Below are 12,896 nucleotides of genomic sequence, written 5' to 3' on the forward strand. Positions count from 1 at the left end.
TCGTTTTTAGTCGCGCACGGGGGAGTGCTGCGCGACAATTCAACGATGCGCGAGATCAACGAGGAACGAGCGATCGCCGACGTTGTGACCCGTTTGACGGCGCGTTACCCCGCGCTCGATCCCGGTGAGATCGCCGCCGCCGTGCAGCGTGCGCATGCGGGTTTCGAGTCCTGCGCCGTACGGGACTACGTGCCGCTCCTGGTGGAGCGGCATGTGCACGAGGAGTTGTCGGGAAGCCTGCGCGCTGCGGTCTGATCAGCCTTCGCAGGCGATGCCGTCGCCGTCGCGATCTTGGGACGATTTGTAGTCGGGATCGCCCTGCGGGATGTTGTACCGGCCGTCGGCGTGGGCCGCCGAGCAGTTCTTGTAGCCGGAGGCCTGCGCGACGGGGGCGATGGCCACCCCGGCGGAGGTAATCAGGGCAGCAACGATCAGTGCACGCAACATTTTCGACGGGCGAATTTCCGGCGTGTCGACATCTCCGACCGGGAACAAAAGAACGTCCCGGTTCTAGAACCAGGCCAGCTCTGAAACTCTGCTGCGCGGCGGCATATCGCCTTCCCCAGCCCAGGCGATCGAGCACTGGGGCACGTTGGTTGCTCTAATCGGCGGGGAGGTTGTCGGAACCCCTTGCTAGGGTCCGACTCGTTCTGACGACGGCACCGGTGAAGGAACTCAATCGGCATGGACGCTCTCCTCGTAATCGGATTTCTCGCGCTCGCGGGATGGGGGTCCTATCGCGTCGTCCGGTACATCCTGAAAGAGCGATACTTCGCCAGCGAAGAGTTCCAGAACCATAAGGCCCGTATTGCTTCTTTTGTAGCCGAGCACAATGAACTTGCCCGTTACATTTCCGAGCTCCGTCGTGATGGAACATTCGAGCTCGGTGCCTCCGATAGCGGCTCGCAGTCGCATTTGGCCACATTCCAGAACACAAGTCACTGGAACTACCGTCGAGATCGGAACATGGCGAATTATCATGCGCCGAATGTGCATACCTGTTCGCTGCAGGTAGTGCGTAATGCCAGTCGCGATCCTCTGAAGTACGTGATGAAATATTTCAACATCAAGTCTGATGAGACGCATCTCGCCGACGTCGAAAAGCTCGGCGACGATATCGCTCGACTCCAAGCCGCTGTGCATAACCTCCAGCAACGTGAGGCGAGTATCGCTCAGGCGATCAGTCCGCCTGCTTTCATCTTGAAGCACTACGTAGACGAGTTCATGCAGCATGTCGGTGTAGAGCTATCGCCGATCGAAGTCCCCTACCCGGTGTACGTATTCGAGTATGTAAGCGCTGGTGGGAACAGCTCGCAGCGTACAACCGTTACGTTCGACTCGCCGACTATCGATGCGGTCATCGAAACCCTTTCTCAGAAGATTCGCTGGAAGAAGAGTGCTGCTGGTCAGCGCGCACTGATGACGTCGACACTGCGCAATTCCATAAAGGCGCGCGACAATCACACCTGCCGCTACTGCTCGGTGTCGCTCGCAGTGGAACCACACCTCCTCTTGGAGGTGGATCACATCATTCCAGTCTCGAGGGGTGGATTGTCGACGGCTGAGAATCTGCAGACTCTGTGTTGGAAATGCAACCGGTCTAAGTCGAACAAAGTCGCGTCCGGCGGAGATTATCCGGCAGCACGCACAACAAATCCCCAGACGCTGGCACAATCTACTAATGAATCCGGTCCCACGCCGCTGACCGTGAAGTGTTTCAAGTGCGAGCACTGGCAAGGGGTGCCGAGGGCTCTAGCAAGCATCAACTGCGAGCAGTGCGGTCAGACACTCAATACCAAACCTGGAAATGTAGATGACATCATCGTGCGGGCCGAAGCGCAGGCCAACCAAGCGGTGCAGCGGGCGAAATCCCACCTGGACGACTTAAATAGCCGCGCCAGTGTGTTTGGACGGGGCGGCAAAATGGACGTGCTTGTCGAGACTCCGCGAGAACTGCGGGAGGTCGCGGCGACGCTCACGAGGATCGCCACGATGATGCGCCTCATCATGGATGAGGCGGGAGTGGTATGTGAGCCCCCGGCGTACGCCCAGGACTCCGACGAGCCGACGCGGGTTATAGAGATAATCGCGCGGGCCGAGTCGCAAGCCAACGCGGCGGTGTGGCGGGCGGAATCCCACCTGGACATGTTCACCAGCCGGAAAAGCGCATTCGCGCGAGACGCGAGTACTGGCTTCCTGGTCGAGATGCCGAGAGAATTGGGTGAAGCGGCTTCGACTCTGGCGGAGATCGACATGATGCTGCGCCTCATCATGGATGAGGCGGGAGTCCCGTACAGACGGAAATGACGCCGGTGTGACTGCGATCTATGTGTTGGGCGATGCCCCGTCTGTGAAGGTAGGTGACATCGCTGGCTCCATGCGCATGGAGGACCGTCGTTGACACCGTGCCTGTTGGTGTTTGGGAGCCTGATCGAGCACCTACTGTACGACCCTTGTTAAGGATGGCTAGATACTAGCTCTGACCTGTGAAAATCGTGGTGTGCGATTCTGGGATTGAACCAGTGACTACGCGATGGCTAGATTGCGGCGAGTTCTTCGCCGGTGAAGTAACGGGAATGGGTCTGGCGCAGGGTCTTGAGAGAATCACTGATCAAAGCGACGATCTCCACACCTTGGTCGGTGCGTTCGGCTTCCAGCGCGAGTCGTCGTTCCATGGCTTCCCTGGCGGTCGCGAACTCGGTCACCCGGCGCTCGCCGGTCTGACGGTTGAACTCGATCACAAAGCCTGGCATTTCATTCCTCTACTTCCTCTCCATCGAGGATACGTCGAAGCTTACGAAGATATTCGCTCGTCTGGGTCAGTCGGATCTGCAAACTTGCCGCGTCTACGCCGATAGAGGTAAGCGCGTCCAGCGCCTCATCAATGAGGGCTGGGTTGGGGGCTGATGAGCTCGTAGACTCGTCGATCCTCTCGCCGGCCAGTTGGGCCATGACGCCGTTGATCCGGTCCGCGTTGGTCTCGTCCAGCGCGATCTGGGCCGACATTTTGTGCATCGTGATGACGATCGCCTGGATACGAGGGTCTGCACTCGGTTGGTTGTACCGGATTCCTCGGCCTACGAGGTCAGCGATGCCTTCGTATGTGTTGGCCCATTCACTTTGGTACAGCGTCCGAATCTGCACTTCGACCCGCCCCGCGGGGAGTATGAGCCAGATGTGAACGGCGCGATAGCCCGAGTGCGGCGCCTCGCGAATGTCTTTCGTGGTGGCTCTGTCGGGCCCGAAGTGGTCGGCTATCTCTCGAGCCAACAGAGTCTGCTGGGTAAGGGTCATGTCGGCGTCGATGCGGACGCCAGCCAGGTCCTGGACACGGTCTAGCTTTGATGGGGATCGCTCCAGCTTCTGGATCAAGGTGTCGACGGTCTTCGATCGGGCGGTCACTGCAAACTGACCCGTCGGCTTGTTTCTCCAGGGTGTGGTGCTGAGGATGCTGGCGACTTCGCCGGCCAGATCGTTGTGCCAGAGCATTACCGCGGTGTAGTCGGGGCATCCTGCGGGCGGCGTACACCGGTGGACAAGTGCGTCCCCAAGCTTGCGTAGCTGGTTCTTTGACCAAGGAGGAGAATTCTCAACGCTCACGGTGCCCCTGGCTGGTGAACCAGTGGCTGGTGAATACGTGAGGTGGCCATGCCATCCGAATCTAGTCGCGGTGATGACCACCGCGGGCGTATTGGAACGCGGCGGGTTGCATACCCCGCTTCCCGAACCTCCCGAGCTATCTGGGCCGACACTGTTCTCGGCCACGCTCAGTAGTGACGACCAACCCTGGTCAGGGGCATTGGCCCTGCACATCGACCAACGCCATCGACTAACGCGATCCGCCGCTACTATCCAGGTGATCGTCGTGCAAATAACAGAAAAGGCCCGGTTCGAAAACCGGGCCTGAACTGCTGTGATGCTTGGTGCGCGATACTGGGATTGAACCAGTGACCTCTTCCGTGTCAGGGAAGCGCTCTCCCGCTGAGCTAATCGCGCCGGGTTGAAAACTTTTGGAGGTGGAGACGGGAATCGAACCCGTGTGCACGGCTTTGCAGGCCGTTGCCTCACCACTCGGCCACTCCACCACTGGGGCTGATGCCATTCGCACCTTCGAGCGGATGACGGGATTCGAACCCGCGACCCTCACCTTGGCAAGGTGATGCGCTACCAACTGCGCTACATCCGCGTTTCGCTCCGGTTGAACTTTGTTCGTCCGTTGCGATGCAAGACATTAGTGCACGAATGCGAGCAGACACAAATCGCGTGAAAACCGCTGGTAAACAGGCCGGTTCGGGGAGCTGACCGAGCCATGGCCGATGTTTCAGGGGTTACGTCCCGTGACTCCTGAGGCGGTGCGGTGGTCGGTTCGGGCGGGCGGGGTGCGGGCGGTCGGGTACCGGCGGGGCGCGATTCCCGTTCGGGTCGCGGGACGTGTTAGTGTCTGTCGTCGCACCGATCCGGTCGGTGAGATTCCCCGGTCTCGTAGCTCAGGGGGAGAGCGTCCGCCTCACACGCGGAAGGTCACTGGTTCGATCCCAGTCGGGACCACCACACAAATCCACGCGGTGGCAATCGGTCATCGTCGGATTTTGACGGTCTCCCAGCTGCCGAACAGCTGTAAATCCAGACTCGCGGCCAGCTTCATCGATGCGGCATCGTCCGGCGGGCACCGGTACTGCGGCTCGTATCCTTCGGTGAGGGCGTGGCGAAACATCGCACGCACCAACGTCTTTGCCTGCCTGCGGCCCCGCGCGGAGCCGGTAGTGCGCACATCGACATCGGCAATGGGAAACTCGTCGTCCCACGGGGACATACTGCCGATGCCGACCAGGCGCGCGTGTTCGTCGAACGCGCCGAACACCGCCCAGTTCTCTTCGGGCGCAGCCGCTTTGAACGACGCGGTAACGCCGGCATCGGCCTCGGTGAGTTGGCGGACGTTGGGCGGGCCGGGGTCGCCGAGGATGTCGTCGGCCGCGGAGTCCGTGAGATAAAACACATTGTCGGAGTGGCTGAGGGCGACGCCCTGGCCGGCAAGTGCTGCCCGGACGTCGGTCTCCGTCGGATTGTCGAGTGCGGCAATGTCTTTGGCCAACGAGTCCGCGATGGCCGGGCTGACGGCGATGGCGACGCGGCCGTCATCGGCGCCGCGTAGGACGCTGACGCGTTCGTCGTCGTCGAGACCGGGACTGACGGTGATCGTCAGGTATCCGTTGCGGTGCAACAACTTTCCGCTGAATGCGGCGGACCAATAGTCGGTGATGACCGGGGCGAAATCGGGCACGGGAAACTCCCTGGACGGTGTGCGACGCATGGTCCGGATATGTCGCATCTTCCCGAGCCGCCGCCGGATCGGCAACGCATTTTCTTGCGCCGCGGCAGCAGGCTGATAAGTTAATGAAAACAGTTTTCATTTTCGTTAGTGGCCGGAGGGAATGCGGGATGGCAGTGCCGGTGTGGATGGCGTCGCCGCCAGAGGTGCATTCGGCCTTGCTCAGCAGCGGCCCCGGCCCCGGCCCACTGCTGGCGGCCGCAGCCGAATGGTCGTCACTGGGCGCGACCTACGCGGCGGTGGCCGAGGAGCTGCGCGCAATCCTGGCCGCCACCCACGCGGGGGCGTGGCAGGGCCCGACTGCGGAGAGCTATGTGGCCGCGCACGTCCCATACCTGGAGTGGCTGACCCAGAGCGACCTGGAAAGCACGGCCCGCGCAGCCCAGCATGAGGCCATCGCGGGCGCCTACAGCGCGGCGCTGGCCATGATGCCGACGCTTGCCGAACTGGCCGCCAACCACGCCACACATGGCGCGCTGCTGGCCACGAATTTCTTTGGTATCAACACCATTCCCATCGCGGTCACCGAGGCCGACTACGTGCGCATGTGGGTGCAAGCCGCTACCGCAATGGCGACCTACGAAGCCGCTTCCGACGTGGCGATGACGGCGGCGCCGCACTCGACCCCGGCGCCGTCGATCGTGGCGGAAGACGACCATGACCACGATCATGACCACGACCACGACCACGACCACGACGGTGACGGTCACCCGGACCACGGCGATCTGGACCCGACCCAGCTGGAGTGGTGGTTCGAAGTGGGCGCCGAGATGGGTGAGCACATCGAACTGCTGTGGAACAACTTGCTTTACGATCCGGCCGCGCTGGCGACCAACCTGCCGTTGGTGATGGCGGACGTCACCTTCCACGCCGCCCAGCTGGCATCGGTGCTCGGTCAGTTCGCTCCCGCGCTGATTCAGCCCGCATTGGGGTTGGCGATCGCCAACCTCGGCTGGGTTGCCGGGTTCGCGGGGCTGGCGGGCGTCCAGGTTTCCCCGGAGGCGATCGGCGCGGACGCGGGTCCGGCGTCGTCTGAGCCGTCGACCCCGCTTGCCGCGGCGCCCTCTGCCCCCAGCCCGGCATCGTCGTCGGCGGCCCCGGCGTCGGCGTCTTCTCCGGCAAGTGCGCCCGCATCGACCGCCCCCGGCACCGTGTCGTCGCCGGCTCCCACACCGCCACCGATGGGCGACCCGGGCTTCCCCTACGCGGTGGGCGACGGGTCGGGCATCGGCGCGAGCGCGTGGCTTCAACGGCAGGCCCGCGTTGCTGCCGGTGCGTCGGCTCGGGCGTCCACGACGGCCGAGGCATCGTCGGCCGCGACGGCGGCGGCCCGGCGGGCGCGTCGCCGCCGCGACCGGAGCAAGCAGGAAGGTGACGCTGTCGAGTACATGGACCTCGAGGCCGAACCCGCCGGCACGCAGGCGTCCGCCAGCGGCGCCGGCCCCATCGGGTTCGCCGGAGCGGTGTCCGGGGCAGGTGCGTCCGCAGCGGGACTGACGACGTTGGCCCGTGACGACTTCAACGACGGGGCGCGGGCGCCGATGTTGCCGAGCACCTGGAACCCCGACGAGGCCGGCTGAGGTCAGGCCGACTGCCAGCCGCCCCAATCCTCGCCCCGGAAGGCACGACCTTCAGGAATGTCGAAGTGCTGCAGGAAGATTTGCAGTGCCGGCTGCATCTGGAAATGCATCGCCGTCATGGCGTGCACGATCTCCGGGGTCATCGGGTCGTGGTCGGGCGGCTTCTGCGCCGGGATCAGTCCCAGCGCCAGTGCCATCTCGATCTGGTAGAAGGTGAAATCGCCGTACGGCCGTTTGGGGTCGGCGCCCGGGATGTCCTCGTCGCCGTAGGGGTCCGACAGTTCCCAGCTCATCTGCGCCAGCAGGGTCCGGTGTTGGTCGGTGAACTCGAAGTCCGTCTCGCCGGTCAGATCCGCGACGAACGGTGAGTATTCGTGATCGGCTGACGGGCGCCGGTATGGATATGTGCCGGCCGCGCACGTGCCGTGCGCGGCGGCGATCCGCAGCAGGTGCAGGTCGTCGGGTTCGGGTTCCCAGTCCGGAGGGAAGCACGGCGCACCGACCTCGGTACCGTCCCAGCCGACCCGGACGGCCCGCAGCCGGTCTGTATGGCCGTTGTTCCAGTGGATTTCCACGCTCGGCTACCGCTAGGCGGACTCGTTCTTCTCGACCTTGTCGGCCGCGGCCAACGCGTTGAGCTGGTTCTGCAGCATCTGCATCGAGGTCCGCGCGTAGATCATCTGACTGGTGATCGCCATCTGTGCCCGCCCTCGGCCCAGGAAGGTGACGAACCAGGTGAACAGTGTCGTCACCCGGTTCTTGTAACCGACCAGATAGACCAGGTGCAGCACCAGCCACGACAGCCACGCCAGCGGGCCCGCGAACTCGAGCTTCTTCTTGAACCCCGGAACCGGAACCTGCGCGACGGCGTCGAACCGCGACACGGTGGCCATGCTGCCCTTGTCCCAGTACTTGAAGGGCTCACGGTTCGCCGGGTCGTCGTGGCCGGCCAGGGATCGCTTGATGATGTCCGCGGCATAGGCGGCGCCCTGGATGGCTCCCTGCGCCATACCCGGCACGCCTTGGACGGCCATCAGGTCGCCGATGACGAACACGTTCGGGTGGCCTTTGACCGTCAGGTCCGGCTCGACCATGACGCGGCCGGCCCGGTCGGTCTGGGTGCCGTCGGACTGCTCGGCGATGAGCTTGCCCAGCGGGCTCGCCTGCACGCCGGCCGACCACACCTTGCACGCACAGTCGATGCGGCGCTCGGTACCGTCCTTGTCCTTGACGGTGATGCCCTTGTAGTCGACGTCGCTGACCATCGCGTTGAGCTGGATCTCGACCCCGAGCTTCTCCAGGCGCTTCTGCGCCTTGGCGCCGAGCTTGGCGCCCATGGGCGGCAGCACCGCGGGTGCGGCGTCCAGCAGGATCACCCGGCAGTCCTGTGGCTTGATGCTCCGGAACGCCCCGGCGAGCGTGCGTTCGGCCAGCTCGGCGATCTGCCCGGCCAGCTCGACGCCGGTGGGCCCGGCGCCGACGACGACGAACGTCAGCCGGCGTTCCCGCTCGGCGGGGTCGGTGACCACCTCGGCGGCTTCGAACGCGCCGAGGATGCGGCCGCGCAGCTCGAGGGCGTCGTCGATCGTCTTCATGCCCGGCGCGAACGTCGCGAAGTGGTCGTTGCCGAAGTACGACTGCTGGGCGCCCGCGGCGACGATCAGGCTGTCGAACGGCGTGACGGTCTCCTGCGCCATGAGCTTGGAGGTGACGGTCTGTGCCTTCAGGTCGATGTGTTCGACCTCGCCGAGGCGGACGGTGACGTTCTTCTGCTTGCGCAGGACCAGCCGCGTCGTGGGCGCGATCTCGCCTTCCGACAGGATGCCGGTGGCGACCTGGTACAGCAGCGGCTGGAACAGGTGCGTTGTCGTGCGCGAGATCAGGGTGATGTCGACATCGGCGCGTTTGAGGGCCTTGGCGGCCTGGAGGCCACCGAAACCCGATCCGATGACGACGACGCGGTGACGCGGGGACGCGAGGGTCATGTTGCTCCTTCGGGCACAACGTGAGGACCGAACGACAGGGCAAACATACGTGGAGTTGTCCAACTATGGGCGGCAACCGTGCGGGACGCCGCCCGCGGGGCGCGTTTGCGTGCCGGCTGAGTGGGAATCGCAATAGCAATGACCCACTGGCACTACGGCAATTACGCGCCACCGCACCCGCTCCAGCCGGAGCCGCCGATGGCGGATCGCGCCGACGAGACCGTCCCCGGGCACTGGCTTCTGGCCCGGCTCGGAAAACGCGTACTGCGACCCGGCGGTATCCGTTTGACGCGGAGGCTATTGGCTGACGCGGCCGTCAGCGATGCCGACGTCGTCGAATTCGCGCCGGGCATGGGGCGTACCGCGGCCGAGATTCTCGGCTGCGGCCCACGCTCCTATCTGGCGGTGGAGCTGGACGCTGATGCGGCAGAGGCTGCCGCTCTGGTGGCCGGACAGGGACCGGTGAAAGTCGGCGATGCCGCCCACACCGGCCTGCCCGACGCCTGTGCCGACGTGGTGGCCGGGGAGGCGCTGCTGACGATGCACAGCGCGGAATCCAAGCAAGCGATCGTTGCCGAGGCCGTGCGGTTGCTGCGCCCCGGCGGCCGTTACGCCGTGCACGAGCTGGCCATGTCGCCCGACGATGCGGCCGAGGCCGCGGACATCTCGGGCGGGCTGGCCGGAGCCGCACTGACCAAGGTTCAGCCGATGTCGCCGGCCGCGTGGAAGCAGCTGCTGACGGCGGCGGGGCTGACGGTCGAGCGGGTGCGGACAGCCCCGGCGTCGCCGTTGGCGCGGCGGCGCCAGTTCGTCGACGAAGGTGCTTGGGGTGCACTGTGTTTCATGGCTCGGCTGGCGGTGCGTCCGGCCGCGCGCCGGCGCGTCCGCCGGTTGCGGGCCTCGTATACCCGGCACCGCGCGAGCCTGGTGGCGGTAGCCCTGCTCGCGTCGAAACCGACAGGCTAGCGGGCGGCCGGCATCTCGATCCCCATCTGCTGCAAGGCCTTTCGCATGGAAGTGTCGCCGCGGTCCAGATAGCCGCTCAGCTGGTCGAGCGCGGCATCCGCGGTTCCGGGCGTCATCATCATGCAGACCCGCGCGAACGAGCGGAAGTTGTCGATGCTGTCGCGCAACGACTCGTTCACGTCCTCGTCGGGTGTCGGCAGGTTCTTGCCCAGACTGTCCAGCGTCCCTTGCAGTTTCGCGCAGTCCCTCGACATGGCGACGAAGTCATGGGCTGTCATCGAATCTCCCACCGTGCCGAGCATGCCGCCCAGGTTCGCCACCGAATCGGTGATGGGCCGCTGCCAGGAGAGCTCCGCCGGTGCGCCCGCTTCGCCCGGCACCGTCTGTGTGCAGGCACTGAGCAGCGCGCCTGCCACCGCCAGTGCCGCTACTCGACGCATACAGCCAGCGTAGGTGAGTCCGCGGCCGCGTGAGAGCCTGGCGGAATGAGGCGCACAGTGATCAGCAGCGCGATCGCGGCGGTCGTCGGCCTGGCTGCGGCGTGCAGCCCGCCACCGTCGACATCCCCGGGCCAGGTATTGAAGGTGTGCAGTACCGGCGATTACCGCCCGTTCACCTACCGCGACGCCGACGGCCAGTGGAGCGGCATGGACATCGACCTGGTCCGGGATTTCGCCCGGGAGTCCGGCGCGGAACTGCAACTCGTGCCGACCACCTGGCCGACGCTGATGGCCGACCTCGGCCACAAATGCGAGCTCGCGGTCGGCGGCATCACCGTCACCCCGGACCGCGCCGCCAAAGCGCTGTTCTCCGACCCGTATCTGCGCGACGGCAAGGCGGCTGTCATCCGTTGTGCCGACGCCGCGAAATACCGGTCGCTGGCCGATATCGACCGCGGGGGAGTGCGGGTGGTGGTCAATCCCGGTGGCACCAACGAACAGTTCGACCGGGCCAACCTGCATCACGCGACGATCGTCGGATATCCCGACAACAACACCATTTTCGATCAGGTCATCGAGGGCAAGGCCGACGTCATGATCACCGATGGCAGCGAAATCCGTTGGCAGGTAACGCAACACCCGCAGCTGTGCGGGGTGTCGACCGACCAGCCGTTCACCGTCGCGCAGAAGGCCTACCTCGTGGCCAAGGGCGGGGCGGCCCTGCAGCAGCGAATCAACCAGTGGTTCAGCACCATTCGCGGCAATGGTGGTTATGCGGCCGTCAGTCGTAAGTGGCTGGGTGCGCCCTAACGCAGCGCGCCGTTGATCACCGGTTTGTCGATGACGCCCATCTCCACACCCCATTTGGTGGCGATCTGCCGGTACTCGCCGGTTTTCATCAGGTGGTTCAGCGCCGCCTGTAGCGCGGAGGCGAGCGACGAGCCTTTCGGCACGGGCCACCCGTACGGCTGCGGGTCGACGATCCCGCCTGCCGCTTCGAGCTTGCCGCCGCTGAGCTTGATCGCGTAGCCGGTGACGGGGGAGTCGGCCGCCATCGCGTCGACGGTGCCGGCCAGCAGTGCCGCCGTGACGCCGTCCTGTCCGGCGATGGGCACGATCTCGATGGGCGCCACCCCGGCCGCGACGCACGCCGCGCTGCGGCCCGGCAGGTGGTCGGTCTGCTCGACAGAGCCGAGGTGCACGCCGACGCGCAATCCGCACGCGGCATTGGGGTCCACACTCGATCCGGCCCGCCGCGCCCACAGGACGCCGGCCTTGAAGTACGTCACGAAGTCGGCCGACTTCTCGCGCTGTTTCGTGTCGGTGGTCGACGAAGCGCCGACGGAGATGATGCCGTCGCGGACCGAGGCCACGATCTTGGAGATGCCGATCTCCTTGAACTCTGGTTCGAGTCCCAGTACCCGGCTCACCGCGGTCATCAGGTCGACGTCGAAGCCCGTGAACTTGCCGTCGGGCCCCTTGAATTCGTTTGGCGCATAAGGAATGTTGACGCCCACCACGAGTCGGCCCGAATCCTTGATGTCCGCGGGCAGTTTGTCGGCGATCGATGGGACGGATCCCGACGGCCCGACCTGGTACTGCCGCGACCAGTAGAGCCAGGCGGTCGCGGCGCCGGCGGCCAGCACGACCACGGCGCCGACCGCGACGATGATCCGCCGGGTGCGGCGCTTCGGTTCGGCTGTCTGTACGGCGTGGCGCCCTGATCCCGATCGTGAGCCGGCGCGGGTGCCTGTCCGCCCCGAGAGGCGGATCTGCGCCGTCAGTGCGGCGCGGGCGGCGGCAGCGAGCTCGCCGGCGTGCTGGTAGCGCTTGCCGGGTTTCTTGGCCATGCCTTCGGCGATCACCTCGTCGAAGGCGGCGAGCCGCGGGTCGGTGTCCGACGGCTTCGGCGCCGGCGCGCTGACGTGCCCGGCGATCTGGTGCTCGAGGCTGTCGGCCGGATAGGGGCGCTTGCCTGTGAGGCATTCGTACAGCACGCAGCTCAGCGCGTAGATGTCCGAGCGCGGGTCGGCCTGGCCGCCCTCGAACCGCTCGGGCGCCATGTACGCCAGGGTGCCCAGAGTGCTTCCCGCCGTGGTCAATCCGTGCTCGCCGGCGGTGCGGGCGAGGCCGAAGTCGATGAGGTAGGCGAAGTCGTGGTCGGTCACCAGAATGTTCGAGGGTTTGATGTCCCGGTGGATCAGCCCGGTTGCGTGCGCGGCGTCCAGGGCCGCGGCGATCTGCTCGATGATCCCGACGGAGAACTCGGGGCTCGGACGGTGCTCGGTGTCCGCCAGAATTTCGGCGAGGGTACGGCCCTCGATGAGTCGCATGTCCAGGTAGAGCTGGCCGTCGATCTCGCCGAAACCGTGAATGGGGACGACGTGCGGCTCGTTCAGGCCGGCCGCGGCCTGGGACTCACGCTTGAACCGTTCCTGGAACACGGGGTCCTTCGCGAGATGCGGCGGCAGCACCTTGAGCGCGACGGTCCGCTGGGTGTTGGTGTCGAAGGCGATGTACACCTCGCCCATGCCGCCGCGGCCTATCAGTTCGCGCAGCTCGTAGTGCCCGAATCGTGTCGGCTCCACCCAGCACT

13 protein-coding genes and 4 tRNA genes are annotated in these 12,896 nt (G+C 65.3%); 6 read left to right on the forward strand and 11 right to left on the reverse strand.

Features of this window, described 5'->3' with window-relative positions; translation table 11 throughout:
* The first annotated feature begins 45 nt into the window (after positions 1-45).
* Positions 46-255: a three-helix bundle dimerization domain-containing protein gene (locus EB75_RS11770; protein ID WP_073695608.1), complete on the forward strand. Its 210-nt coding sequence runs from the start codon at positions 46-48 to the stop codon at positions 253-255.
* Here EB75_RS11770 and EB75_RS11775 read toward each other — a convergent pair whose 3' ends face one another.
* Complete coding sequence (locus tag EB75_RS11775; protein WP_502689363.1) at positions 256-495, reverse strand: excalibur calcium-binding domain-containing protein; 240 nt, start codon at positions 493-495, stop codon at positions 256-258. It abuts the gene before it with no gap.
* A gap of 189 nt (positions 496-684) precedes the next feature.
* Here EB75_RS11775 and EB75_RS28455 point away from each other — a divergent pair, with 189 nt between their 5' ends.
* A complete protein-coding gene (locus tag EB75_RS28455; RefSeq protein WP_083612177.1) occupies positions 685-2,307 on the forward strand; it encodes an HNH endonuclease in 1,623 nt (540 codons plus the stop codon).
* A 230-nt stretch (positions 2,308-2,537) separates the two neighbouring features.
* Here the strand turns inward: EB75_RS28455 and EB75_RS11785 are convergent, their stop codons facing one another.
* From EB75_RS11785 to EB75_RS11805, 5 genes are all read right to left on the reverse strand, one after another.
* A complete protein-coding gene (locus tag EB75_RS11785) occupies positions 2,538-2,753 on the reverse strand; it encodes a hypothetical protein (RefSeq protein ID WP_073695580.1) in 216 nt (71 codons plus the stop codon).
* Between the two features lies 1 nt (position 2,754).
* The gene (locus tag EB75_RS11790; protein ID WP_073695581.1) at positions 2,755-3,489 is read right to left on the reverse strand and encodes a RelA/SpoT domain-containing protein; all 735 of its coding nucleotides are present in this window, start codon (positions 3,487-3,489) and stop codon (positions 2,755-2,757) included.
* Positions 3,490-3,921: 432 nt separating this feature from the next.
* Positions 3,922-3,996, reverse strand: a tRNA-Val gene (locus EB75_RS11795).
* A gap of 15 nt (positions 3,997-4,011) precedes the next feature.
* Positions 4,012-4,085: transfer RNA gene (locus EB75_RS11800), tRNA-Cys, on the reverse strand.
* Positions 4,086-4,113: 28 nt separating this feature from the next.
* Positions 4,114-4,186 (reverse strand) — tRNA-Gly (locus EB75_RS11805).
* Positions 4,187-4,476: 290 nt separating this feature from the next.
* On the opposite strand from EB75_RS11805, the gene EB75_RS11810 reads away from it, so the two are divergent.
* Positions 4,477-4,551, forward strand: a tRNA-Val gene (locus tag EB75_RS11810).
* A 25-nt stretch (positions 4,552-4,576) separates the two neighbouring features.
* Here the strand turns inward: EB75_RS11810 and EB75_RS11815 are convergent.
* Complete coding sequence (locus tag EB75_RS11815) at positions 4,577-5,281, reverse strand: hypothetical protein (RefSeq protein ID WP_083612180.1); 705 nt, start codon at positions 5,279-5,281, stop codon at positions 4,577-4,579.
* A gap of 158 nt (positions 5,282-5,439) precedes the next feature.
* Between EB75_RS11815 and EB75_RS11820 the strand changes: the two genes are divergently transcribed.
* Positions 5,440-6,909, forward strand: a complete 1,470-nt coding sequence (locus tag EB75_RS11820; protein ID WP_073695583.1) for a PPE family protein — start codon at positions 5,440-5,442, stop codon at positions 6,907-6,909.
* A 2-nt stretch (positions 6,910-6,911) separates the two neighbouring features.
* On the opposite strand, the gene EB75_RS11825 is transcribed toward EB75_RS11820, so the two are convergent.
* Both EB75_RS11825 and EB75_RS11830 read right to left on the reverse strand, forming a co-directional pair.
* Positions 6,912-7,484, reverse strand: a complete 573-nt coding sequence (locus EB75_RS11825) for a hypothetical protein (RefSeq protein ID WP_073695584.1) — start codon at positions 7,482-7,484, stop codon at positions 6,912-6,914.
* 12 nt (positions 7,485-7,496) lie between these two features.
* Entirely contained in the window at positions 7,497-8,894 is a 1,398-nt protein-coding gene (locus EB75_RS11830) for an NAD(P)/FAD-dependent oxidoreductase (RefSeq protein ID WP_073695585.1), read from the reverse strand.
* Between the two features lie 138 nt (positions 8,895-9,032).
* Between EB75_RS11830 and EB75_RS11835 the strand changes: the two genes are divergently transcribed.
* Positions 9,033-9,860, forward strand: coding sequence for a methyltransferase domain-containing protein (locus EB75_RS11835; protein WP_073695586.1), 828 nt, complete (start codon positions 9,033-9,035; stop codon positions 9,858-9,860).
* On the opposite strand, the gene EB75_RS11840 is transcribed toward EB75_RS11835, so the two are convergent.
* Complete coding sequence (locus tag EB75_RS11840) at positions 9,857-10,300, reverse strand: hypothetical protein (RefSeq protein WP_142239561.1); 444 nt, start codon at positions 10,298-10,300, stop codon at positions 9,857-9,859. The genes EB75_RS11835 and EB75_RS11840 overlap by 4 nt on opposite strands.
* A 45-nt stretch (positions 10,301-10,345) precedes the next feature.
* Between EB75_RS11840 and EB75_RS11845 the strand changes: the two genes are divergently transcribed.
* Entirely contained in the window at positions 10,346-11,110 is a 765-nt protein-coding gene (locus EB75_RS11845) for a transporter substrate-binding domain-containing protein (protein WP_073695588.1), read from the forward strand.
* Here EB75_RS11845 and stpK7 read toward each other — a convergent pair.
* Positions 11,107-12,888, reverse strand: coding sequence for a serine/threonine protein kinase StpK7 (stpK7, locus tag EB75_RS11850; RefSeq protein ID WP_073695589.1), 1,782 nt, complete (start codon positions 12,886-12,888; stop codon positions 11,107-11,109). The two genes, EB75_RS11845 and stpK7, sit on opposite strands and share 4 nt — an antisense overlap.
* Between the last annotated feature and the right edge of the window lie 8 nt (positions 12,889-12,896).

The organism is Mycobacterium sp. ST-F2, from assembly GCF_001905655.1.
Classification (GTDB): domain Bacteria; phylum Actinomycetota; class Actinomycetes; order Mycobacteriales; family Mycobacteriaceae; genus Mycobacterium.

Coding starts and splice junctions, on each gene's coding strand:
- EB75_RS11840 (WP_142239561.1), bottom strand. CDS start 10,300: ATGCGTCGAGTAGCGGCACTGGCGGTGGCAGGCGCGCTGCTCAGTGCC.
- EB75_RS11820 (WP_073695583.1), top strand. CDS start 5,440: ATGGCAGTGCCGGTGTGGATGGCGTCGCCGCCAGAGGTGCATTCGGCC.
- EB75_RS11830 (WP_073695585.1), bottom strand. CDS start 8,894: ATGACCCTCGCGTCCCCGCGTCACCGCGTCGTCGTCATCGGATCGGGT.
- EB75_RS11835 (WP_073695586.1), top strand. CDS start 9,033: ATGACCCACTGGCACTACGGCAATTACGCGCCACCGCACCCGCTCCAG.
- EB75_RS11845 (WP_073695588.1), top strand. CDS start 10,346: ATGAGGCGCACAGTGATCAGCAGCGCGATCGCGGCGGTCGTCGGCCTG.
- EB75_RS28455 (WP_083612177.1), top strand. CDS start 685: ATGGACGCTCTCCTCGTAATCGGATTTCTCGCGCTCGCGGGATGGGGG.
- EB75_RS11790 (WP_073695581.1), bottom strand. CDS start 3,489: ATGCTCTGGCACAACGATCTGGCCGGCGAAGTCGCCAGCATCCTCAGC.
- EB75_RS11785 (WP_073695580.1), bottom strand. CDS start 2,753: ATGCCAGGCTTTGTGATCGAGTTCAACCGTCAGACCGGCGAGCGCCGG.
- EB75_RS11770 (WP_073695608.1), top strand. CDS start 46: ATGCGCGAGATCAACGAGGAACGAGCGATCGCCGACGTTGTGACCCGT.